Consider the following 23,561-nt stretch of genomic DNA (forward strand, 5'->3'; position numbering starts at 1 on the left):
TCAAGGCGACGGCGGGGTGAAGTGATTATCATGGGCGCATGAAAGACACGACCGCCTCCATGTCGCTGCCTGATCGGCTCCGCCAGATCATCGCGACTCTCAAGCACGGCCTCGTCGAAAGAGACGAGGCCGTTCGTTTGGTCCTGCTTGCCGCTTTGGCTGGCGAGCACAGCCTGCTGATCGGCCCCCCGGGGACCGCCAAGAGCGAGCTGGCCCGGCGACTGCATCGCGTCTTTGAAGAGGCGCCTTACTTCGAGCGCCTGCTGACCCGCTTCTCGGTGCCGGAAGAACTCTTCGGGCCGCTGTCCATCAGTGCACTGGAGCAGGATCGCTACGAGCGCCAGACGCGCGGCTTCCTGCCTGAGGCAAGCATCGCCTTCATCGACGAGGTGTTCAAGGCCAACAGCGCCATCCTCAATGCCCTGCTCACCCTGCTCAACGAGCGCGAGTTCGACAACGGCGCAGGTCGTCAGCGCTGCCCCCTCGTTTCGGTGGTCGGGGCCACCAACGAGGTGCCCGACGACGAAGTGGCCGAGGCCTTTTTTGATCGCTTTCTGGTGCGCCTGACCGTGGCGCCAGTCAGCAACGAAGGCTTCATGGATCTGCTGTCGCTGCCTGCGGCCCTTAAAACGCCGTGCATCGATGCGCCGCTGTCGGAAGCGGATCGCAGCGCGCTCACGAAAGCGGCCGACGCGGTTGTGATGCCGGCCGAGGTAAGCGAGTTGCTGGCCGAACTGCGTGATTTCCTCAGCGCCCGCGACACTGCCGTCTCCGACCGGCGCTGGGTCAAGATCGTGTGGTTGATGAAAACCGCCGCCGCCAGTGAAGGACGTGCGCAGGTCGTGCTCTGGGATCTGTGCTTGCTGCCCGCGTGCCTGGCGTCGGATGCCGAAACACAGGTCGAGATTTCCGACTGGTTGACCACACGCCTGGGCGTGCAGGCGGCCTTTCTGCCCGAGCGCGTCACCCGTGCGGTTGAGGCCTTCGAAGCGCAGGTGATGCTCGAGCAGCGGGCCAACGATCTGGACTTCGACGAAAGCGGGCGGCTGCGTTTTTCACCGGATGTCGTGACCGAAGACATCGCCGAAGGCATTGCCGGCGCCATTGGCGATGCCAAGGGCGGTGCTGGCGCCACGCGCATGACCTATCAGCGCAAGCGCCGCTACGGCCAGATCCACATCGATGCCCGCACCGGGCAGATCGATGACCTGATGCAGCGTCTGGCTGCGTATCGCGAGACCCTGCAAGCGTGCATTGCCTCGCTCGCGCAGTTCGATGTGCAGGCGTTGTGGATGAGTCGCGCTTTTGCCGATGCCGCCCGGACCCACCTGGAGGGCACGGGCGCGGCCTTGGCGCAGCTCGAAGCGCGACTGGGACAGGCTCGCCGGAGTTTCGAAGCCTTGCCGCGTCTCGACGCCGATCCGGGCACGGTGCCCGACCCCGTCCGCTTCGATTGAGCCATGGCGGCGGCCAGGCCTGCCCCTCCGTCGCCCAGACTGTTTGCCGAGCTCGAAGCCCGGCTGGCAGATCTTGACGCGCTGCCACGCGGCCTCTGGCTGGGTGGGCTGACCAATTCCCAGGGCACGGTCGAGCCGCGCCTGAGACAGCTGCTGGCGCTGCGTCTCGCGCTCATTGAGGGGGTGCTGCCATCGGCTGATGACTGGCGCTGGCCCGATGGACAGATTGCCCATCCCTTGCGAGCAATCATCGAGCGCCTGTCGCTGGTGTCCTATCTTGTTGATCAGGGGGGCCTAGTCGATACGGTGCTCCAGAGCCTGCTGTTTCACCTCGATTTCATCGTCGACTACCAGGATCGGGGCGCCACGCCCGAGCGCGCCCTGCAGATGGCGCTCGAAGCCTTCGAGGCCGACTGGCAAGACCGGCGCAGCGAGATCGACGAGCTCATCAACGTGTTCGGCTCGCTTCCGGATGACGGCAAGAACACCCGCTGGGATCACATGCGCGGGCTGCTGCGTTCAGCCGGCTGGCAGGAGGTGATGCGCATCCGCAAGCTCATCGAGCGGCTGCCGGAGCTCTCGCGCCTGATCCGTTCGCTGGGGCGCGCGCGCCCGACGGACGATCTCGACACCGGCCGGCTGCGCAGCACGCCGACCATGATGCCGGCCACCGCACTGCGTACGCGAACGCGCACCGTGCATGTACCGCATTTGCCCGGTGAGACACGCGGGGTGGAGCGCTCGGATCGCATCGCCCGCATGTTGCCGATCGAATCGACGCTGCTCGGGCACCGCAAACTGCGGCTGATCTGGCATGCCCGCCGGGCCGAGCGCACGCTGCTCACCTATGAAGACGATGACCGCATGGAAGAGGTGGTCACCGAAGAAGCGCCGGTGTGGCTACCCGACCCCGCCCCTCAACCCGAAAAGCGTCAGGAGATGGGTCCGATGCTCATCTGTGTGGATACCTCAGGGTCCATGCAGGGCGGTGCCGAAGCGGTCGCCAAGGCCACGGTGCTTGAGGCCGTGCGCCATGCCCATGCGCAAAAACGCGATTGCCATGTGTTCGCCTTTGGTGGTCCGGACGAAGTGGTGGAGATGCGCCTGTCGGTCGATACCGACGGGATCGAGCGCATCACCCGTTTTCTGGGGCAGGCCTTTCGGGGTGGCACGGACATCTGCGGCCCGATCGGCCGCTGTATCGACAAGGTCAGCGAGCAGGAATGGGAGCTGGCCGACTTGTTGCTCGCCACTGACGGCGAATTCGGTGCCACTGCCGAGCTGGCGGCGCGGCTCGACGAGGCCAAGAAGACCCGCGGACTGCGCGTTCAAGGCGTGCTCATCGGCGATCGCGAGACCATCGGCCTGCTCGAAATTGCCGACGATATTTTCTGGGTGCGCGACTGGCGCCGTTATGGTGCCTCCGATGCCGACTCGCCGGTGCATTCCAAGAGCCTCACCTCCATCTATTTTCCCGGCGCGCTGCGTACGCCCGAAAACCGTGACTCGACACGAACCGGCTCCGATGCGTCGGCCGCATTGCGCGCCGGGGAACGCAACCGTGTGCCGCGAAAGGACCCGAAATCATGAGCTTTGCCCACGACTACCTCAATCGGCTGACCCCTTTTGCCGATCAGCTCCCCAAAGTGAAGGCGCTTCACCTGCCGCCCCTCGAAGCGGCGGGCAGCAAGAACGGGGAGTTCTGTGCGCTTGAACTTGAAGATGGCTCGCTCGGTCTGGCGTACGTCCTGCTCGATGACACGCTGAAAAAGCTGATCGACGCCTCACCCGGCCAATCACTGGCCGGCATGGATGCCATGGAGCTGGCGCGGCAGTATGCCACGGCTCAGGGCACCCTCAAGACGCTAGGCTTTGCCGCGGCCAACGCCATTACGCGCCATCTGTTCGACCGCGCGGGCTATGTGCCGCCCGACAGCCAGGACTCCATCGGTGGCATCGATCCGCAAGCGGGCGACCGGGTGGGCATGATCGGCTACTTCTGCCCCCTGGCCGATCGCATTGTCGCCGCCGGGGCAACGCTGACCGTGGTCGAACTGAAGGCGGATCTCGCTGGCAATCGTGACGGCTATGTCGTGACCACCGATGCTTCTGCATTGGCCCAATGCAACAAGGTGCTGTCGACCAGCACCATTTTGCTCAACGATACGCTGGAGGCCATTCTGGCCGCGTGTGGCTCAGCGCGCCGCTTTGCCATGATCGGCCCCGGCGCGGGCTGTCTGCCGGATGACCTCTTTGCCCGGGGCGTCACGCTCATGGGCGGTAGCTGGATCGAAGACAGTGCCGCGTTCGTGGATGCACTGCTCAGTGGTGAAGGCTGGAGCAAGATGGCGCGCAAGAGCGCAATCACGGCCAGCGACTACCCGGGGTGGGACGCCCTGGTGGCGCGCATGCGCGGCGCCTAGCGGCCGAGCAGGGCGTCGACCGGGGCGGTCAGTTCCGGCGCCATGCGGCGAAGGACGACGTAGCCGAGCATGAGCAGCGCCAGTGCCAGCGCCCAGCGAAGCCACCCTCTGCGCTTGTGTTGCGGCGCCGCCAGGCCCGTATCGCGCTCGACGACCGGCGGCACCCGGCTGGTGTCGATGGCGTGGCGTGCAGCATGAGCCGTTGAATGATCGGCCCCATCGTCGAGCATGAATCGGGCAAGCGGGCCAAACAGGGTGATGTCATGCCCGCCACTGCGTAACTGCAGCCGGTGTTCGTCTGCCTCGACCTGTTCGATGCTGCCGCTGGGGAGCCAGATCAGGCCACCGCCGAAGATCGGGTGCATTTTCACCGCGTGGCCGCTGACGTACTTTTCGACGCGGATCGAATTGCTGCCTTTGGAACCATTGACGAGCGCATCGCCCCAGCGCGTCTTTGCCAGACGCTCGCCCGCCATCGCCGGAATCGTGTCCGTCATGCGAGAGACGCGACGCAGCAGCCGGATGATGAACATCCAGATCGCCACAAAACCCGCAATGAAAATGATGGGGATGAGCGCGCCGGTCAGTGGAAAGTCGAACATCGTGATCGCCAGGGAAAGATGAGCCCAAGCCTAACGGAGCGGCGCAGCCGCCTCAAGCCCGGCTTGTGCCAGGCGCTCAAGCTGGGCAAACTGCTACGCCATTTCAATAAGAAACCTCCGGAGACGCCATGCGCTTGCCGCTCTTCTGTCTGCTCACCGGCCTCACGGTCGTGATCTCGCCTGCCATGGGCGCACCGCTGTCGGAAGCGGATTCGACCTGGATCAATGGGTTTGCCGACAAGATGGAAGCGACCTGTGCGCAGCGCTTCGACCAGGCCGAAGCGAAACTCGCCGACAAGACCGGATGGCAGGGCGATCGCGCCCGCGAGATGATGGCAGCTGAGCGCCGGGTCAATTGCGGTTGCCTGCCAACGCGCATTCGCGTTCGTGCCACGCCGGAGGTGGTCGCTGCGCTCAAGGATCGCAACGTCAGCGCCGGGCGTGCTTTCATGGCCGAACAAGCCAAGGCCTGCGGCGCGCAGGGGCTGCGCGACTCGGCTCGCACCAATTGCCTCGCCACGGAACAGGAAGCTGCCTTTGAGGCCGTGCACGGTCGAAAGCCCGCCGAGGACGATGCCGAGCCGGTGCCCGCGTTGACGGCGGCAAACGAGCGCACATGTGCCTGCTACGCCGAGGCCGTCGGCGCTCTGGATGACGCCACCATCATTGCCGAAGCCGAGGCGGCCTACGCCAACTTCCGCGCGCGCGTTGAAAACCCCGACACGCCCCGGCATCAGGGCCGGATGGAAAACCTGCTGAACGACTGTCGACAGCGGACCGGCCAGTAACTACCGGTGACTACCGGTTGTTGGGGGCTGGTTCATCCACCATCCCGAGTCGCTGCGCAGCCTGCGGATTCTTGCGCATGAGCAGCAGGGGGGCGCAGCGTTTTTCGTCGTGGTAGATGCCCACACAGTCCAGACACTGAAAACAGTCGTCGTATCTGATTTCGCCGGTGGGCTCGATGGCGTCGTACTGGCAACGGTGTCGACAGGTCTGGCAGGGCGTGCCGCAGGCCGAACGCCGCGGCAGCCAGTTGAGGAAGCGCAGCTTGCCGCCCAGGGCCATGAAGGCACCGAGCGGGCACAGATAGCGGCAGAAGAATTTGTAGACGAACAGGCTGGCTATCAACAGCGCCACCGCGTAGATCACGAATGGCAGCTCGCGGTCGAAACCGACGGTAATGGCGGTCTTGAAGGGCTCGACCTCCACGCCTTTTTCTGCCCACTGGGGTAGCACGGCTGCCAGCGCCACCAGGACCAGCAGGATCACGTACCGGCCGCGATCGAGCACCCGCGCCAGCCCTTTGTGCAACCGCCGTTGCTTGATGCCCAGCTTGCGGCCGATCTGGGTGGTCAGATCCTGTAGCGCGCCGAAGGGGCACAACCAGCCACAGAAGGTGCCACGTCCCCAGACGAAGAAGGTGATCAGGGTAAAGGCGATGATCAGCAGGGCCACAGGATCGTAGAGGAAGCTGGCCAGGTTCTGTCCCTTGGCCAGGGTCTTGATGGCGCCGGTGAGGTGCACGATCGAAAGCTGCCCCTGTGAATACCAGCCCAGGTACACGAGGGTGAATAGCAGGAAGGCGTTCCGGAAGATCGCCAGGCGTCTGCCCGACACGCTCGGCCAGCGGGGCTTGGCCAGTGCGACCGTCAGTATCAGCAAGGCGATGCCGATGACGATGAGCTCGTTTGCGCGGTCCATCCAGCCGAGCAGCCAGTCCGGCGGCGGGGCCGGAGGCCGGTCAAAATAGCGCTCAGGGGGTTCGTAGTCGAGCTTGGCATCGCGATAGGCGACGATGGGGTGAAACTGGCCGCGCGCACGGCGGATGGAAAAGCTGAATTCCTGCTTGCCTGCCGGGTCGATTGCTGACAGGGGCGCGGCGCGCAGGACGAGCGCGGTGTCGATCGGCGGCGCGTTTTCCGGCTGTTGTGGGTCGAGGTCGAAATCGCGCAGTTCGTAGGGCGCACCGCCCTGGACCAGACTCAGGTTGCCGGGCGAAGTGCCCCGGACAAACTCGGGGCCGACCAAGGTCGAGCGTCCGTGCGTTCCCACCCACCACACATGCTGGTCGGTGTTGAGCGCATCGCGCATCTCCTCGTAACCCGCGTCTCCGAGCACGGCACGGCCGATGGTCGGCACATTCAGGTAGGCCACGTACAGATCCAGATGCGTCGCGTCTGGATGTTTGTTGGCGTAGTCGTCCCAGCCGGCCACTTCAGAGTCGGCAAAGAGCTTTTCCACCTCGGCTTCGGTCAGGTGCAAGTGTCCGATCGCACCTTCTTCGACCAGCTCGTTGAAGGTCTTGCGTTCGAGCATGTCGGGTTTGGGCACGGCGGGCGGCCCGGTTTGCACCAGCGGGGCGAAGCCCAGTTTGGCGCGGGCCACATCGAGCCCCGCGGTGAGGACCGTCTGGTTGAGAATGCGCACCGAGGCAGTGGCCTTGGTGACACCGTCGAGCACCACGCGCTTGCTGTTGTCGCCCGGCAGATCGCCATAGGCCGACGAGACGGTGATGTTTTTCTTGAGGCTCAAGCCCTTGTACTGCTGGACGAATTCGAGCAAGGGGGCGGGGCCAAGACCGCCGAGGAACACCGGCTCATGCTGGTGCAGCACTTCCACATCGATGAAGCGGCCTTCGCCATCGAGGGTGATCAGCAGGTTGAACGGCGTGCCTTCGAAACCGGGGATCGGCGCCAGATCGATGGATTCGAAGGCCCAGTAGATGGGTGGGCCGTCGGGCTGCAGTTCGGTGCGGATCGGCCAGGCGGGCAGGTCTGCGGGTTGTTCGCCCACTTGCAGCGGCGGACCGTAACGCTGGGCGATGTCTTCGCGGGTGAGCGAGCCGGCCAGGGCCGGGAAGCTCAACAGCAGGGTGAAGAGGAAGATCAGGCTGTTCAGTGTGGTGGTGCGGTGCATGTGACCTGCATTGTTATGGTTCTGGTCCATGCATCATATTCGACGCGTCCGGCCGCTAGAACGACCGTTTTCACGCTCGGGCAATTTGCCCGGGACTACCAGGCCGCTTCTGCCCGGCGCCGTGCTGGTGTGGGGTGTCAGGTCTCGATCAGGCCGCAGCGCACGGCGATCAGCGTCAGTTCGGCCGCGTTGCTGGCCGAGAGCTTCTGTTTGATGTGGTAGAGGTGGGTGCCCACGGTACTGGGCGCGACGTGAATGGCCTCGGCCACTTCATTCACCGATTTGCCCTGCGCCAGCTGGAGAAAAACGGTGAACTCCTTGTCGGTGAGTTTCGACAGCGGGTCGGCGTCGCCATTGAGTTGGGCCAGCGCCAGGTTGGCCGCCAGTTTGGGGTCCACGTACTTCTTGCCGCGACTGACCGACTGGGCGGCGCGCAGGAACTCGTCCGGATGCGCCGATTTGGACAGATAACCGGTGGCGCCTGCTTTCAGGGCCCGCACCGGAATCTGCGAGTCTTCATGGGCCGAGAGCATGAGCACGCGGGCGTTGGGGTGGTGCGACATCAGGCGTTCAAGCCCTTCCAGGCCGCTGCCGCCGGGCATGCTCACATCCATGATGAGTGCGTCCGGCGCGTGTTCATCGTAGGCGGCAAAAGCAGCCTGGCCGTTGTCGGCCTCGGCCACGACCGTGGCGCCTGCGCCTTCGAGCAGCAGGCGAAAGCCCATGCGCACCACCGCATGATCATCGGCGAGCACGAAGCGGGTGTCGGCAAGGGAAATGGAACTCATCGATCAGGTTGCGTATGCGGAGCAGGGGCGCCATGTTCGCTTTCCTGCGTGTCTTCGGGCAAGGGCAATATGACCGAGATGGTGCAGCCGCCTTCGGGGGGAGAACTGACCGATAGCCTGCCATGCCAGATTTCGGAGCGCTCGCGCATGCCTGCCAGACCATAGCGCTCGGTGCGCGCCATGGGGTCGAAGCCTCGGCCGTCGTCATTGACGGTCAATTCGATGTCGTTCTGGCGCCGTTCGAGTTTGACCTCGACCCGTTCGGCGTCGGCATGCCGGGCCACGTTGGTGAGCGCTTCCTGCGCCAGGCGCAACACGTTGCTGCGAAACGCTTCGGGCAGGTCGTCGGGCATGCGATCCACATGATGAACGACGTCGACCGCTGGGTAGCAGCTGGCCCACCGTCTTACGTAATCGTCGAGCGCTTCGTCCAGTTGCGCGGGGGCCTGGGGCGCCTCGGAGCGCAGGCGCTCGAGAATGCCGCGCACGTTGTCCTGCAGTTGCCCGCTCACGGCAAGCAAGGCCTGGGCGCTGCCGTGCAGGGCGTTGTTCTCCGCCGTGGTCCGCTGGGCAATGCCGCCGGCGATGGCGCGGATGGCCGTGATGCCCTGGCCGAACTCGTCGTGGAGCTCGCGGGCAAGTGATTTCTGGGTGTCTTCCATGCGCTGGTTCAACGCATGGGCGAAACGTTTATCCTCTTCCAGCCGGGCATTGCGCACCAGGGTCTGGGCAAGGTTTTCCGCCATGTGGTTGTAGGCCTTGGCCAACTCGTCGAATTCGGCATTGCCGAGCGAATCGAGGCGCCGGTCGAACTGGCCGGTGGCCGAGTGCCCGAGGGCTTCGCGGATACGTGACAGTGGCGCGACGATCCGGTGAGTGGCGTGGCGCACGAAAACGCTGAGCAGGATGATGGCGGCCACGGCCCAGCCAGCGCCAACCCAGAGATTGTCCCAGGCGTCGAGTACGGCACGCGAAGTGTCCGGCTCGAGCTTGAGTCGCAAGGGGCCTTCTTCCCAGCGTCGTGTCTCGACCACGGGAGAGACCAGCGCAGAGAACCAGGCCGGTGCGTCGCGGCCGGCTTTGTAGGTAGGGGCGGGCGAGCTGTAGAGCAGCTCGCCGCTTTCACTACGCACTTCCAGATGGTTGGCGCGCAGGCGGCCCACCGTGGTGATCATGTCCAGGCGGGCGCCCACGCTGAAGGCCAGTGGGGCGGTGGAGTGCAGCCACTGCTCGGAGACCCGGGTGGCCGCTTCCACTTCCTCATGAATCGCCGCACGCGTGATCACGCACCACAGCACCATACCCACCACCAGGCCGGTGGCGGCCACGGCGGCGACCAGTGCAGTTACCTTGTTGCGAAGCGATCCGGAGGGTTGGCTCATGCCGCTAGTTTAGCCTCCAAAGCGGTAGCGCAGTCCAATCCAGGCAGAACGCGGTGCGCCGGGGGCGACAAAGCGCTCGTCTTCCCAGTCGTTGGGGTCGGTGATGAACTGGCCGTTGGCATTGAACACGTTCTCGGCCAGCGCCCCAGCGGTTTCGTACTCGGTGTCGAACACGTTGTTGATGCGGCCGAATACCGTCCAGCCCTTGGAGAACGTCCAGTCGGCGTCGAGGTTGAAGATGGTGTAACCGTCGATTTCGCCGTTCTCGTCATGCTTGCCGTTCTCGTTGCCACGCACCAGCTGGCTGGTGAAGGCCTGCACATTGGTGCCGATACGCAGCGAATCGGTCGGCTTCCAGTCCAGCCCGAGCTTGAGGGCGTGGCGGGGTAGTGCGGGCAGGCGGTCGCCAGATTTGATCCGGATTTCGTCGGCGCCGCACTGGCTGTAGCTGCCCGCCGAACTGTTCGACTCGGCCATCAGGCAGGCCTCGCTCTGGAAGGTGGCATCGAGCCAGGTGTATCCGGCGCGCCAGTCGAACTGACCGTGACGACCCGACAGCCCGAGCTCGAGACCCTGACGGCGTGTCTTGCCGAAGTTGGTGAAGTACCCGGCGCTGGTGGATGTCCCGACGAACAGGATGTCGTCGTGATTGGTGGTGCGGAAGAGGGTGGCATTCCAGTTGAAAGCGTCCCCTTGTGCACCCCGCAGACCGAATTCAATGGTTTTGGCAACCACTTGCTTCAGGAACGGATCGGCGGCCAGCGCATTGGGCAATGTGCACGGGTTGGCCGGGTCGGCACAGCCCAGTTCGATCGGGGTCGGTGCGCGGTTGCCTTCGTTGTACGAGGCGTAGAAGCCCATGGTGGGGGCCACTTGCCAGGTGACACCAACGGCCGGATTGACCCGGTGGTAAGTGAAGTCGCCATCCAGGTTGGGGTAGGTGGGCACGAGCCGGTCTTCATTGATGACGCGGGTGCGGTTGTAGCGTGCGGAGCCGGTCAGCGCGACGGTCTCAGACAGGTTGAAGGTGTCGGTCAGGTATACGCTGGTGGTGCGCGTGCGGCCATACAGACTGTTTTCGAGTTCGACGGGATTGCCATCGGCGTCGACGCCGCGATCCTCGGTCAGATCACCTTCCTGTGCCGTTTGAATGAAGCCCGCACGGGTGCGATCGTGACTGACGCCGGCCGTCAGCTGATGCGCGTCGGCGTAGTGGGTCCACTGGCCGGTAAAGCCGAGCGCGTACTGATCGGTTGCCGTGCGGTTGAGCACGCCCGATTCGTCGGCGGGGCCTGAGTAATCATCATTACCGTCGCCGTTCAGTGTGCGGGTGCGCACGTTGCGCCAGTACATGCGGGCGGTGAGCTGGTTGTTGTCGTTCAGCCAGTGGTTGCCCGTCAGCGCGATCTGACCGAGACGGTTCCGGGTCTGGTCCGGGTGGGTGAAGACCTGTTCGCGCTCGTCGTCGTACATGCTGTCCGGGAGCAGACCGTTGCCGATCAGATCGCTGTTGGCGTAATTGATGGACAGTGACAGGTCGGAATATTCGTTGCGCCAGCCCAGTTTGGTGAACAGATGCTGAACGTCGCTGGGGGAATGATCGCGCCAGCCTTCTTCACGGAAGCTGTCGGCGGCGATGAACCAGTCGAAGGTGTCGTCCGACCCGCCATGAGCGAGGCCGATGGTCCAGCGCCCGAAGCTGCCGCCGGACACCTCCAGCTCGGTGCCCGGATTGTTGCGGCCATCCTTGGTGCGGAGGGAAACAGCGCCACCGAGGGTGTTCAGCCCGAACAGCGGGTTGGAGCCGGGCACGACGGTGATGTCCTGCAGGGCGGACTGCGGTATCAGGTCCCAGTTCACCACATCGCCAAAGCCTTCATTGACCCGGATGCCATCCACAAAGACAGACAGCCCCTGCGGTGTGCCCAGCAAGGGCGACGCGGTGAAACCGCGGAAGTTGATGTCGCCCTGGTACGGGTTGCCCTGCACTTCGTTGATGGTGACGCCATTGAGGTCGCGCGTCATGTTGCTCACGACCGGTCCGCCTTCCCCGATGTCCCGGCTGCGCTGCACGTTGGCCGGGACACGATCCCGCTCGATACCGATCCCCGGCAGCGGCGTGCTATCGATGACCTCCACCGTCGATAGCGTGGTCTCGCCATGGGCCGCGGTCCCCATCGCGGCGATCATCATGGCAAGCGGGAGTCTGGGGAAGCTGACTTTGATCATTGGTTTCCTTTTACGAGTCAGGTCTATTGATTTAGGACCTCGAGCTCCATGGCCGGGTACAGGTGGCTCACCGAACGGGTGAATTCCGACTTGGCCAGGGAGAGTTGGGCGAGGTCCTCAGGAATGGGCTTGGCGAGAACTTCGTTCATGTCCAGGCCTTGCTGTGCGGATTGGCGCAGTGTGGTCTCCAGCCACTGCAACCAGGCGCGGGTTTGGCGAATGGGCGCGTCGGAGGTCGATGCGGGGCCGTGTCCGGGGACCACCAGCTTGGCGTTGAGCTTGGCCAGGGTGTCCAGAGAAGCGTTCCATTCACTCAGGATGGCATTGGGCGTCGTCGGCGCGCGCTGATGGAAAATCAGGTCCCCGCCGAACAGGATGCCGGTCGTGCGGTCGTAGATCGCAAGATCCCTCGGGGTGTGGCCCGACAGGGAAAGCAGTTCGAACTCGTGGGCACCGAGTTTCAGGATACCGGCGTGGGCCTCGGTCCCGGGCGGGGTCACTTCGGTGCCGGCCATGGCGTCGCCTGCGAGGCGATACATGTTCTCGTTGAAGGTTTTGCCGTCCTGCCGGATTAGGGCAATGGTCTCAGGCAGGGCTTCGACCGTCTTGACGTCGAAGGCCTGATTGCCAAGGAAGTGGTCCGGGTGATGGTGGGTGTTGAAGACCACCACGATCGGCTTGTCGGTGACGCCCTTGATGGCAGCCTTGAGCTGTTCCCCGTACTGTCGCGAGGGGCCGGAGTCGACCACCATGACGCCTTCATCCGTGACCACGAAGGCCGTGTTCACAATGTTGCCGCCGTTCTCGTAGGAGAAGTCGCTGGTCGAGCCTTCCACGTACCAGGTGTCAGGACCCAGCTGGATCGGTTTGAGGCCGTAGTTGAAACTGGCTGCAGCGTAAGCGACCGTGGCGACCAGGGCCATGGCCATGAGCGGGGTGCGGGCAAGAATGTTTTTCATGTTCATCGCTCCACCCATGCGTCAACTTTGTTGCCGTTGTTGTCACGCCCGACCACGCGGACCTTTTCAATGTCCTTGTAGAGTGCGGGCAGGTCGAGGGTGAATAGCGGGTTCTCGGCGACCGGTTCGAAAGCGTGAATGCGCATCAGGGCGGTCCCGTCGGCCTGACGAACCTCCAGCGAGTCGATGTAGAAGGCCGGAATGTCCGCCGCCAGGCCCGTGTCCATCGGATGGATGATCCGGAGCCGCAGACGACTGCCGTCATCTTTTTCCCAGAGACGGCCGCTGACCTCGTTGAGGCGCGATTGCCACTCGGGGGACGCAGAGCCCACGGAGGGCGCCGAACAGCCGCCGCCCGTGGTATTGACCCAGGCGCCACCAACATGCCACACGCCGTCCTTGGTGCGAGCCGCGGCCCGTACCGGTGTCGATTGCTGAAGCTTGACCCGGAAAGAGAGGCGCGCGTTGGCCGCCAGGGGCTCGAAGGTCAGAACCTTGAGGATGGGATTGAAGTCCGCGAAGACGACGACTTCCTCAATGTCGGGCAGGGTCGAGGCGTCGACCGTGATGGGCACTTCCATCGAGTTTTCCGCCGACAGCGGCGCCAGGACACGGACCCGGCTGTCGAACTCGACGGACTGGTTGGCGAAAAAGGCCTGCTGCATGTCACCCCAGCGCGCCGAATCGAGCGGATCGGTGGCGGTGTGGCCGGCGCTGGCCAGGAAGAATGTTGCTGCGCATGCAAGGGCACGCACGAATGGTGCACGTATCACAAGATGTCTCCGTATCGGTTTTTGTTTTTGTATTGACGCAATTCACATGCCACGCATTTATATCCGGGGTTACGGACCCGGTGACACATTCGCGCGGAAGTATCTTCGAAAACGCTAATTAACGAAGCCCGAGGCCCGAAGATACGTGCTTTCCGGGATTTGTGTCAGCCGAAAAAACGTGTCACGTTTTGGAGCACTTGGTTGTTAATGGAGCAGCGGTCAGCAGATAAAAAAATTGACGCATTGCAGCAATAGATCGCCCGTGTTGTTTTAAATAAATTTGTAATTTCGGCAATACTACGGGCAAAGGACATTGCTTTCTTGGGAAAAATTCCCGATTTGCGAATCGCTGATTATTCGGGCGTTTCGAGCATGCTGTGCGGCATTTCACGGCTGGCACACGCTTTGCATGTAGAAGTGCGGTGGAGCGCATTGCTCCACGCCCAAAAACACATACGACACTGGGTCAATTCTAGGAGGAATCTCGATGAGACAATCGCGCAAGCCGTTCAACTGGACGGCACTCTCGGCCGCCGTTGCTACCGCGTTCACACTGGGCGTCGGTTCTGCACAAGCCGGCGTGACCGACGCGGACATCCTGAACGATGCCAAGACGACTGGGGACGTGGTCTCCTTCGGTCTGGGCACGCAAGGTCAGCGTTACAGCCCCCTGACGATGGTCAATACCAAGACGGTCAAGGACCTGGTGCCCGTGTGGTCCATGTCTTTCGGTGGTGAGAAGCAGCGCGGCCAGGAATCCCAGCCGCTGGTGCACGATGGTGTGATGTTCGTGACCGCTTCCTACAGCCGTATCTTTGCTGTTGACGCCAAGACCGGCAAGAAGCTGTGGAAGTACGAGCATCGTCTGCCGGACGGCATCATGCCGTGCTGCGACGTGATCAACCGTGGCGCTGCGCTGTACGACAACCTGGTGATCTTCGGTACCCTGGACGCTCAGGTCGTTGCGCTTGACCGCGAAACCGGCAAGGTCGTGTGGAAAGAGAAAGTTGACGATTACAAGGCTGGCTACTCCATGTCCGCTGCCCCGATCATCGTCAAGGGTATGGTCATCACCGGTGTGTCCGGTGGCGAATTCGGTGTTGTGGGTCGCCTGGAAGCCCGTGATGCCAAGACCGGCAAGATGGTCTGGGTTCGCCCGGTGGTCGAAGGCCACATGGGTTACACCTTCGACGCCTCCGGCAACAAGAAGGAAAACGGTATTTCCGGTAACACCAACGCCACCTGGCCGGGTGATCTCTGGAAGACCGGTGGTGCTGCGACCTGGAACGGCGCCACCTACGATCCGGAAACCAACCTGATCTTCGTCGGTACCGGTAACCCGGCTCCGTGGAACAGCCATGCACGTGGCGCTGGCGAGCCGAAGGCCGACAACAGCGGTGACAACCTGTTTGCCGCTTCCACCGTGGCCATCAACCCGGACAACGGCAAGATCGTCTGGCACTACCAGACCACCCCGCGCGAAGGCTGGGACTTTGACGGTGTGAACGAGTTCGTTTCCTTCGACTACAAGGATCCGAAGTCCGGCAAGGTCATCAAGGCCGGTGGTAAGGCTGACCGTAACGGCTTCTTCTACGTGATCGACCGTACCAACGGCAAGCTGCTCAACGCTTTCCCGTTCGTCAACAAGATCACCTGGGCCAAGGGTATCGATCTCGAGACCGGTCGTCCGATCTTCAACGAAGACAACCGTCCGGGCAATCCGACCAAGGGCGCAGATGGCAAGAAGGGTGAAGTGGTCTTCGCCGTGCCGTCCTTCCTCGGCGGCAAGAACCAGATGCAGATCGCCTACAACCCGGATACCGGCCTGTTCTACGTGCCGGCCAACGAGTGGGGCATGGACATCTGGAACGAGCCGGTTGCCTACAAGAAAGGCGCTGCCTACCTGGGTGCTGGCTTCACCATCAAGCCGCTGCATGAAGACTACATCGGTGCCCTGCGCGCGATCGACCCGACCACCGGCAAGATCGTGTGGGAGCAGAAGAACTACGCTCCGCTGTGGGGTGGTGTCCTGACCACCGCAGGTGGCCTGTCCTTCTACGGTACGCCTGAAGGCTACCTGAAGGCGCTGGATGCCAAGACCGGTGAGGAAGTCTGGAGCTTCCAGGTCGGTACCGGTATCGTGGCCCCCCCGATCACCTGGGAAATGGACGGTGAGCAGTACATCTCCGTCGCCGCAGGTTGGGGTGGTGCTGTCCCGCTGTGGGGTGGTGACGTGGCTCGCCGCGTGAACTACCTGGAGCAGGGCGGTTCCGTCTGGACCTTCAAGCTGCACAAGTAATCGATTCGTTGGCCCTGCCTGGCAGGGTCGGCGATTGATGCGAAAACCCGCGCCTCGGCGCGGGTTTTTTTATTGCGTGTCAGCGAGTGGCAACCTGAAATGAGGGAAGTTGAAGCTGGACACGATGGGGTGTCAGGCCTGACTGAGTGACCCGTGGCGGTTGGCAATCCGTGTCTTGTCGGTGTGCCTGGGTCGGGTGAGGCCGGCGGGAGCCGGGACGCCCCGATGGGAGATGAGCGCGAAAAAATCCCACGAGCCGCGCCGCCTGTGGCGGCGAGCCATATGCCTGCACCGTTGGCGTGGCCCTTCGCGGTCGTGGTAAGGGGCTTAGGTCCTTGCAGTGCGGAGACATATGCCTTGCGTGACCAGTCCTTAGTCTCTCGCATCCGCACGGGATATTTCCGGGAGTGTGTCCCGGCAGATTCGGGAATTTTTCCCGCCGTCGGGCGGGGGTCATTCTTTGCGTTGCTCTTGGCGGGCGTTCTCCACGAAACTCCGAATTGCCCAGATCACTTCAGTGCTGATCAACGCCTTCCAGGCCGGCATGTGGCGCACCCCCACCTTGACCTTGCCTTCCTCGACAGAGGTCTTGAAATAGAAGTCGGCATCGGATTGACAGCGCCGTTTCCACTGACCGGCAATCAGGCGATCGCAGCCCTGACCCACACGACGCAAATCCGGCGCGGGCATCCTGCTGCCATCGGCGTTGGCACCATGGCATACCGCACACGATTGGTGGTAGGCCTCGCGCCCGGTCGCGATCGCCACCGCATTGCCGCGATAGGGGTTGAGATCGGTCGACCGATCAGCGATGGGCGGGAGTGCCGATGTATCGACGGTGGGGGCGACAGTGGCAATTTCAGCCCGCGCTGGCGGGGCACTCAATATGATCAAGAGCGCGAACCCGACTGTCGCGCAGCGACGATGGTGTGTGTGCGTCATCGCGCCCATCCCTCAGGACAGCCTGTGCACCCTGTGAAGTCAGAATCCGGGAAGATCGTGAATCGCAACTTGCAGCCCTCCATGGTGGCGCCGCGCAGATTCACCGTGACGAACTTGGCCTCTTGCAAATCGGCGCTGATGAGCCTGGCATGATCGAGCCAGGCGAAATTCAACCGGGCGAATTCGAGACTGGCACCGGTGAAGTCGGCGCCGGTAAAGTCGGCGCGCATCAGACGGGCAGAGTAGAGATTTGCGCCAGTGAGCGTGGCATTTCGAAAGAGGGCGGCGGGGGCGCTTGCCTTGCTCAGGTCAGCCGCAGTGAGGTTGGCACCGTCGAGATTGGCAATGGCCAGATTGGCGGCCCGCAGGTTGGCGCGGGTGAGATCGGCGCCGCGCAGATCGGCGCCCACCAGATTCTTGCCAGACAGATCGGCATGGCGCAGATCCGCCCCGGGACACCGGGTGTAGGGCCAGATCGGACAGCCATTGATCACCAGCGGTTCGACAAGTGGGGCTGCAGCGACGCCAACGGATGGCACCATGATCGCTGCGGACGCCACGGCAAGCGCCTGAATGGTCTTGTTCATAGGGAGACTTCCAGAGGGGCTGGCATCGGGAGGCGTGAACTGCGTCCCGATGCCGGGTGAAGACGCGTGCGTCAGTGGCGCGCGATCTGTTTGGGCAAGCGGAACACCCAGAACGAGCCGCCTTGCGTCACCTGCTTCGTGAGTTCTGCCATGTCACCGCCCCACAGAGGCACCGCACCGCCGTAGCCCGACTGGATGCCAACGTATTGCTCTCCGTCCATCTCCCAGGTGATGGGGACCGAGACAACGCCGGAGCCTGTCTGGAACTTCCACAGTTCTTCACCGTTCTTCGCGTCAAAGGCCTTCACATAGCCGTCGGACGTGCCGGTAAAGACGAGCCCGCCCGCCGTGGTCAAGGTGCCGGCCCAGAGCGGGAAGGTTTCCTTGTGCTCCCAGGCGATCTTGCCGGTCTTGGGATCAATGGCGCGCAGGATGCCCACATGGTCGTCGTGCAATTTCTTGATGCGGAAGCCCTGGCCCAGGTAAGCCGAACCGGCCTTGTACGTGAGTTTCTCCGTCCAGTAGTCCATGGCCCAGTGGTTGGCCGGAATGTAGAACAGCTCCGTGTCCGGGCTGTAGGACATGGGCATCCAGTTCGTCCCACCCAGGAACGGGGGAGAGACGAAGACGGAGTCGCCCTTGTCCGCGCCCGGTGCGACTTTGGGCGGACGGTTGTTGTTCTCGATCGGTTGCCCGGTCTTGAGGTCGAACCCGGACGCCCAGGTGATGCCGTCAACGAAAGGCCATGCGCCAATCAGCGACGTGGGCTTGTTGGGGTAGCCCGCGCCCTTGGCGAGTTTTTCGCGATCGGTCACGAAGAAGAAACCGTTGCGGTCGGCGTGCGCCGAGGCTTTGACGAGCTTTCCTGTCTTCGGATCCTTGTATTCGAAGAGCAGCACGGAGTTGTTGCCCGAAAAGTCCCAGGCATCGTTCGGGGTGTGCTGGAAGAAGCCCTTGAGTTCGCCGGTCGAGGCATCCACATAGGCTTGGCCAGAGGTGAACAGGCTGGGCCAGTTGCGCGGGTCATCGCCCTCGGCCGTTCGCTTCCAGGTGTTCCAGGGGGCCGGGTTGCCGGTGCCGATCACGACCATGTTGTTCTCAATGTCGAAACTGGCGGTCTGCCAGGGCGCGCCACCACCATGGCTCCAGGCTTCGACCTTGCCGGTGGGGGATTTCGGGTCGTCCGGCCAGCTGGGTGCTTTCGCGTCACCCGTCGGTGTGCTTTCCTTGCCGTTGAGACGCCCCATATGGCCTTCGACCATCGGGCGCGCCCACACCTCTTCGCCGGTGTCCGGGTCACGCGCAAACAGCCACCCGACCACGCCGAACTCGTCACCGGATGAGCCATGCACCAGCAGGACGCGATCGTTCTTCTGGTCCTTCACGATGAAGGGGGCGCCCGTCATGGTGTAGCCCACCTTGTGATCGCCGAATTTCTTTTTCCAGACCACCTTGCCGGTGTCCTTGTTCAAGGCCACGACGGCAGCGTCGAGGGTGCCGAAATAGACCTTGTCGCCATAGATGGCCGGCCCGCGATTGACCACATCGCAGCACGGGCGGATGTCGTCGGGCAGTCGCGCCTCGTATTCCCAGATGCGTTTTCCGGTGCGGGCGTCAATGGCGAAAATGCGCGAATAGGATGCGGTCACGTAGATCACGCCGTCATGAACCAGTGCCTGTGCTTCCTGGCCACGCTGTTTCTCGCCACCGAACGAAAAGCTCCACGCCGGCACGAGCCCCGCAACGGTTTTGGTGTTGATCTGTTTGAGCGGGCTGTGCCGCTGCGCCTTCAGGCCCAGACCGTAGGACAGCACATCCTCGGTGCTGTTGGCATCGTTGCGGATCTCGTCCCATGTGACATGCTTGCTTGCTTGGGCTGTGGCACTCAGCGCAGCCATGACGGCGATCGACATGATCGTCAGGGTTCGCTCACCTCGGTGATTTTTTCTCATTTTGACTCCTGGTCTCCAATACTCGATTTGCCGACGAACACGGAGATGTGCCGGTCGGGTGGCAGCCAGTATCATGATTAGCGCGCCCGCTCGCCCGGGAGCCCGACCCACCGAAACCGGGATTTGTTCCCTTCTGCCGCGACCATGCGCAAAGCCGTGATTGCCGGGCATGGACTCTGCTTAATGTTTCGTATGCACGAAAAGACAATGGATCTGCGCTGGCGCCTGAGTTCCTACCTCGCGCTGTTCTTCGGGGTACTGCTGATTGCGGTGGCCGGGGGGAGCGCTGTTTCGCTCAAGCACGACGTCGGAGAGGAAATCGATGCCTCCGTGCGCATGCTCGAGCTGATGAGTGCCGCCGCCAAGGGCGATGGCAGCGGTGTCGAAGCGCTGGCGCGTGACGGCGTGCGTCATATTCGCGTCGGACTCACGCGCGACGAGTTGCTCGATGCTTCCGGTCCGCAGGAAGCGTGGTGGGTTCGAGCAGCAACCCGATGGCTGGCGGCGGATCGCACTCGTGACGCGCAGATACGCCAGATCGATGTGGGCGGCCTGACGCTTTACGTCAAACCCAATCCCGAGAGCGAAATCAGTGAGATCGTTCAGGACGTCGGGCGCTGGATCGCGACCATCCTGGCCTTTTCATTGCTCACGAGCGGGATGGTGTGGTTCGCGGTCGGACGGGCGCTCGCACCCGCGCGGGTACTCAAGTCGCGGATCGACCGGCTCGATAGTGCCGACGGCAAACACCTGGCCCCGCACAACTTCGCGCTGCAGGAATTCAACATGCTCTCGGACGCCGTCGACGACATGGCGCGGAAGCTGGCTGTTGCACGGGCGGCACAACGCTCATTGTCACAATGTCTCATTTCGGTACAGGAGAGCGAGCGCAAGGACATTGCGCGCGAGTTGCACGACGAATTCGGTCAGTCCCTGACGGCGATCAGTCTGTCAGCGGCCTACATCGAGCGTCACTCGCCCGGCGAGGCGATGGTCCAGCAGCGTCAGGCCGCTGCCGACATCTGCGGCCAGGCTGACTATCTGGCGCAACACCTGCGCGCACTGCTCTCACGATTGCGGCCCTACGGCCTCGACAGTGTGGGGCTGATCGAAACCATGCGGGACTGCGTGCGGTCCTGGCAGGATCGCCGACCGGGGGTGCACGTGGCCTTTGCTCCGCCCGAGCGGCTGCCGGTGACAGACCCGGGCAAGGCATTGTTCCTGTACCGTGGTCTGCAGGAGGCGCTCACGAATATCGCCCGGCACAGCAATGCGTCGCATGTCGTGATTGCCATCGTCGAGGGTGCCGATCAGATCGAAATGACGATCAGCGATGACGGCGTTGGTGTCGATGAATCGAGCACCGCTCAGGGCGTCGGTCTGATGGGGATGGCCGAGCGCGCCGCCATGGTGGGCGGATCGTTCAGGATGGTCTCGAGTCCCGGGCATGGGTGTACCGTCAAGCTGACGCTGCCCGCGGGCGATGACGCAGATGACACACAGAACAAGCAAAGCAAGGAGACGCTATGACCCGCATTCTTTTACTGGATGATCACGCGATCGTCCGTTCCGGCTATCGACGTCTGATTGATGCAGAGCCTGACATGTGCGTCGTGGCTGAAGCCGAGGATGCCGATCAGGCGTACGCAGCCGTCCGGGATGCCTCGCCGGATGTGGCGGTCGTGGATCTGAGTCTGCGTGGCGCCAGCGGAATCGAAGCCATTCGCCGCATGATGTCCCGCCAGCCGACATTGAAGGTTCTGGTGATGTCGATGCATGACGGTGCGAACTTTGTCACCCAGGCCTTTCGAGCGGGGGCCACCGGATACCTGACCAAGTGCAGTGAGCCGCAACAGATGCTCGACGCGGTACGCAGTGTGTCAGCAGGGCGTCGAGTCATGTCTGCGGACGTCGCCCAGGCGCTTGCCAGTGCGTCCCTTGAATCGAAAGATCTGACCAGCCAGCTGACCACGCGGGAGTTCGAGGTGTTGCGCCTGGCGGTCAGTGGCGAGTCGACGGCGACGATTGCCGAGCGAATGCACCTGAGCCAGAAGACGGTCATCAATTATCTGTCGATGGTGCGACAGAAACTCGAAGCGGAAAACGACTTCTCACTGCTTCATCTTGCGGCGCGCCATGGCCTCGTGACCCTCGAGAACCAGTTTTCCGAATAAATTCTTTCGCATTGCAGCGTCAATGTAGTGAAGTTTGATGTCGGTCAGAAAACAGCCTTCTTTCTGTTCCTACAATGCTTCTAACGGCGATTTCAGGAAAGAAAGCGCAGTAGAGGGAGATGTGCCGGCGGTTGAGCCAGACCGGACACACAATAAAACGCATCGAATACACAGTTTCCGCAATCGATTTTTGGAGGATTACCATGAAACTCGCTCAAGCCGCTGCTGCTGGTGCACTTTGCCTGGCCATGGCCACGCCTGCGCTCGCTGATAACCACACCGCTGACGAAATGAAGGCGCTCGCTGTCAAGAGCGGCTGCATGACCTGTCACTCCATCGAGCCTGGCAAGCCTGGCCCGAACGGTGAAAAGCCGATCGGTCCGGCATGGGAAGACGTGGCCGCCCAGTATGCAGGCAAGCCCGGCGCGCAAGACTTCCTTACCCGCATCGTTCTTGAGGGGTCCAACCCGTATTCCAGCCACTGGAAGGACAAGGTCAGCGGGCTGTCCATGCCGCCCAACGCGGTGGCGATTACCGAGGGTAATGCCCGTCTGCTCGTGAGCTGGATCCTGTCGCTCAAGAACTGATTCAGGTTCGCGTGAAATGAAAAATGCCGCTTGAGAGCGGCATTTTTCGTTGGGGGAGGCGGCCTTACTCGACGTCGGATGCGTGCAGTCGCCGATACAGTGTGTTCCGACTGATCCCCAGCAGGCGGGCGGCGGCCGATACATTTCCGCCCGTGCTCTCGAGGGCCTGATCGATGGCGGATCGCGTCGTGGTGCGCAGATCCGCCCCCTGGCGCGAGAGCGCGCGTGGGCCTACCTGACCGTCTCCCGCTGTTTCCAGAATCTCTTCGGAAAGGTGGTCGAGCGTCACGATACGCTCATCGGCGTCGAGCAACGCGACCGCTACGCGGATGGCGTTGTTCAGCTGACGCAGGTTGCCAGGCCATGGATGGCGCAGGAAGAGTGCGCGGACGTCCTGAGAAAGTCTCAGTTCGCGACCCGGGGCGCATTCGAGCAGCATTGCATCGGCCAGTTCGAGCACGTCTGTCCGCTCGCGCAATGGTGGCATGGTGACGGTCAGGCCATTGATACGAAAATACAGATCTTCCCTGAAGCGACCTTCGGCGACGGCATCCTGCAGCTGGTGATGGGTCGCGCAAATGAGGGAGACATCGACCGGGATCGACTGCATGCCGCCCAGGGGCACGACCACACGTTCCTGAAGGACGCGCAGGAGTCGCACCTGAAGGCTCAGCGGCATGTCGCCGATTTCATCCAGAAACAGGGTGCCTCCGTTGGCCTGGACGATCTTTCCGGTCGCACCTTCCTTGCGGGCGCCGGTAAATGCGCCGCCTTCGTAGCCGAACAGATCGGATTCGATCAGATGCTCCGGGATTGCAGCGCAATTGAGCGCCACAAACGGTGCGTCGGCACGGTCGCTGCTGGCATGGAACGCTTTGGCGAACATGTCTTTGCCAACCCCGGACTCCCCCTGAATCAATAACGGAATGGGCTTGTCCAGAATGCAATGGGCGCGATCGATGGCCCGACGCACTCGCGTATCGCCGCTGGCCAGGCGGCCCAGTGCGCAATTGGGTGGTGTCGGCATCATGAGCGTGTCTTCCCGACGACGTGCGCCGAGGCGTGACATCCACCACCGATGATCCGGGCGTCAGCGTGTGGCCGGTGTACGGTGGTGTCAATTGCGTACGCATGGCTGTTCGCAGCGTACAGATCGGTGCGTTCGACCACGACATTTCTCCGAAAAAAAACGGGCGGACATAATGTCCGCCCGGAAGGTGTCTCATCTTTCGATGAGGAGGGAGACCCTGTCCGGTTCAATCTTGTTTTCTGTCTGCACTTGCAGAACCGGACTTTTTCGGGGTTCAGCCAGCCGGGCGGAGCTCAGCTAACTGACAATGTTCGTTCGTCTTTACAACCGACCGGATCGGCTCTGATACGCCCTGTGAGCGTTGGAGCACTTCTCTGAGGTGCGGTGCATATTTGTCTCCAGCGGGTTTTTATATTTTTTTGCGTTTCACACAGTCGTTTAACGCATTATTAATAGAG

18 protein-coding genes and 1 pseudogene are annotated in these 23,561 nt (G+C 62.6%); 8 read left to right on the forward strand and 11 right to left on the reverse strand.

The window, feature by feature from the left end; all coding sequences use genetic code 11:
* Window positions 1-38: 38 nt before the first annotated feature.
* The 3 genes from J0W34_RS08680 to J0W34_RS08690 are packed head-to-tail and all read left to right on the forward strand — an operon-like array spanning window position 39 to window position 3,880.
* Window positions 39-1,457 (forward strand): AAA family ATPase, encoded by a 1,419-nt coding sequence (locus J0W34_RS08680; protein WP_230971392.1) that lies wholly within the window; start codon window positions 39-41, stop codon window positions 1,455-1,457.
* Window positions 1,458-1,460: 3 nt separating this feature from the next.
* Entirely contained in the window at window positions 1,461-3,047 is a 1,587-nt protein-coding gene (locus J0W34_RS08685; RefSeq protein WP_230971393.1) for a VWA domain-containing protein, read from the forward strand.
* The gene (locus J0W34_RS08690) at window positions 3,044-3,880 is read left to right on the forward strand and encodes a Rossmann-like domain-containing protein (RefSeq protein WP_230971394.1); all 837 of its coding nucleotides are present in this window, start codon (window positions 3,044-3,046) and stop codon (window positions 3,878-3,880) included. The genes J0W34_RS08685 and J0W34_RS08690 overlap by 4 nt, the downstream gene beginning before the upstream one ends.
* Here J0W34_RS08690 and J0W34_RS08695 read toward each other — a convergent pair.
* The gene (locus tag J0W34_RS08695; protein ID WP_230971395.1) at window positions 3,877-4,482 is read right to left on the reverse strand and encodes a hypothetical protein; all 606 of its coding nucleotides are present in this window, start codon (window positions 4,480-4,482) and stop codon (window positions 3,877-3,879) included. The genes J0W34_RS08690 and J0W34_RS08695 overlap by 4 nt on opposite strands.
* 128 nt (window positions 4,483-4,610) lie before the next feature.
* Between J0W34_RS08695 and J0W34_RS08700 the strand changes: the two genes are divergently transcribed.
* Window positions 4,611-5,270, forward strand: coding sequence for a hypothetical protein (locus J0W34_RS08700; protein ID WP_230971396.1), 660 nt, complete (start codon window positions 4,611-4,613; stop codon window positions 5,268-5,270).
* A 10-nt stretch (window positions 5,271-5,280) separates the two neighbouring features.
* On the opposite strand, the gene J0W34_RS08705 is transcribed toward J0W34_RS08700, so the two are convergent.
* The 6 genes from J0W34_RS08705 to J0W34_RS08730 form a co-directional block, all read right to left on the reverse strand.
* On the reverse strand, window positions 5,281-7,431 hold the full coding sequence (locus J0W34_RS08705; protein WP_230971397.1) for a 4Fe-4S binding protein: 2,151 nt from the start codon (window positions 7,429-7,431) through the stop codon (window positions 5,281-5,283).
* Window positions 7,432-7,538: 107 nt separating this feature from the next.
* Entirely contained in the window at window positions 7,539-8,189 is a 651-nt protein-coding gene (locus tag J0W34_RS08710) for a response regulator (protein WP_227814909.1), read from the reverse strand.
* Entirely contained in the window at window positions 8,186-9,571 is a 1,386-nt protein-coding gene (locus J0W34_RS08715; RefSeq protein ID WP_230971398.1) for a HAMP domain-containing sensor histidine kinase, read from the reverse strand. The genes J0W34_RS08710 and J0W34_RS08715 overlap by 4 nt, the downstream gene beginning before the upstream one ends.
* Before the next feature lie 9 nt (window positions 9,572-9,580).
* On the reverse strand, window positions 9,581-11,800 hold the full coding sequence (locus tag J0W34_RS08720) for a TonB-dependent receptor (RefSeq protein WP_230971399.1): 2,220 nt from the start codon (window positions 11,798-11,800) through the stop codon (window positions 9,581-9,583).
* A gap of 23 nt (window positions 11,801-11,823) precedes the next feature.
* Window positions 11,824-12,759 (reverse strand): quinoprotein relay system zinc metallohydrolase 1, encoded by a 936-nt coding sequence (locus tag J0W34_RS08725; protein WP_230971400.1) that lies wholly within the window; start codon window positions 12,757-12,759, stop codon window positions 11,824-11,826.
* A 2-nt stretch (window positions 12,760-12,761) separates the two neighbouring features.
* Window positions 12,762-13,529 (reverse strand): quinoprotein dehydrogenase-associated SoxYZ-like carrier, encoded by a 768-nt coding sequence (locus J0W34_RS08730; protein ID WP_230971655.1) that lies wholly within the window; start codon window positions 13,527-13,529, stop codon window positions 12,762-12,764.
* A gap of 490 nt (window positions 13,530-14,019) precedes the next feature.
* On the opposite strand from J0W34_RS08730, the gene J0W34_RS08735 reads away from it, so the two are divergent.
* Window positions 14,020-15,831, forward strand: a complete 1,812-nt coding sequence (locus J0W34_RS08735; RefSeq protein ID WP_227814905.1) for a PQQ-dependent methanol/ethanol family dehydrogenase — start codon at window positions 14,020-14,022, stop codon at window positions 15,829-15,831.
* A 453-nt stretch (window positions 15,832-16,284) separates the two neighbouring features.
* Here J0W34_RS08735 and J0W34_RS08740 read toward each other — a convergent pair whose 3' ends face one another.
* The 3 genes from J0W34_RS08740 to J0W34_RS08750 all read right to left on the reverse strand — a co-directional run bounded on the left by J0W34_RS08740 (window position 16,285) and on the right by J0W34_RS08750 (window position 19,273).
* Window positions 16,285-16,725 carry a c-type cytochrome gene (locus J0W34_RS08740; protein ID WP_227814904.1) on the reverse strand — a complete coding sequence of 147 codons (441 nt, stop codon included), beginning with the start codon at window positions 16,723-16,725 and terminating at the stop codon, window positions 16,285-16,287.
* Between the two features lie 44 nt (window positions 16,726-16,769).
* Window positions 16,770-17,360, reverse strand: coding sequence for a pentapeptide repeat-containing protein (locus tag J0W34_RS08745; RefSeq protein WP_230971401.1), 591 nt, complete (start codon window positions 17,358-17,360; stop codon window positions 16,770-16,772).
* 71 nt (window positions 17,361-17,431) lie between these two features.
* Window positions 17,432-19,273 (reverse strand): methanol/ethanol family PQQ-dependent dehydrogenase, encoded by a 1,842-nt coding sequence (locus J0W34_RS08750; RefSeq protein ID WP_407941169.1) that lies wholly within the window; start codon window positions 19,271-19,273, stop codon window positions 17,432-17,434.
* Window positions 19,274-19,519: 246 nt separating this feature from the next.
* On the opposite strand from J0W34_RS08750, the gene J0W34_RS08755 reads away from it, so the two are divergent.
* The 3 genes from J0W34_RS08755 to J0W34_RS08765 all read left to right on the forward strand — a co-directional run bounded on the left by J0W34_RS08755 (window position 19,520) and on the right by J0W34_RS08765 (window position 22,073).
* Window positions 19,520-20,842: a sensor histidine kinase gene (locus tag J0W34_RS08755; RefSeq protein ID WP_227814901.1), complete on the forward strand. Its 1,323-nt coding sequence runs from the start codon at window positions 19,520-19,522 to the stop codon at window positions 20,840-20,842.
* Window positions 20,839-21,486 carry a response regulator gene (locus J0W34_RS08760; protein ID WP_230971403.1) on the forward strand — a complete coding sequence of 216 codons (648 nt, stop codon included), beginning with the start codon at window positions 20,839-20,841 and terminating at the stop codon, window positions 21,484-21,486. Before J0W34_RS08755 ends, J0W34_RS08760 begins: the two co-directional genes overlap by 4 nt.
* Window positions 21,487-21,689: 203 nt before the next feature.
* Complete coding sequence (locus J0W34_RS08765) at window positions 21,690-22,073, forward strand: c-type cytochrome (RefSeq protein WP_227814899.1); 384 nt, start codon at window positions 21,690-21,692, stop codon at window positions 22,071-22,073.
* A 64-nt stretch (window positions 22,074-22,137) separates the two neighbouring features.
* Here J0W34_RS08765 and J0W34_RS08770 read toward each other — a convergent pair.
* A pseudogene (locus J0W34_RS08770) lies at window positions 22,138-23,076 on the reverse strand (sigma-54-dependent Fis family transcriptional regulator); the annotation flags it as partial.
* Between the last annotated feature and the right edge of the window lie 485 nt (window positions 23,077-23,561).

Origin of the sequence: Nitrogeniibacter aestuarii (genome assembly GCF_017309585.1) — a bacterium.
In the GTDB taxonomy this organism is placed as follows: Bacteria; Pseudomonadota; Gammaproteobacteria; order Burkholderiales; family Rhodocyclaceae; genus Nitrogeniibacter; species Nitrogeniibacter aestuarii.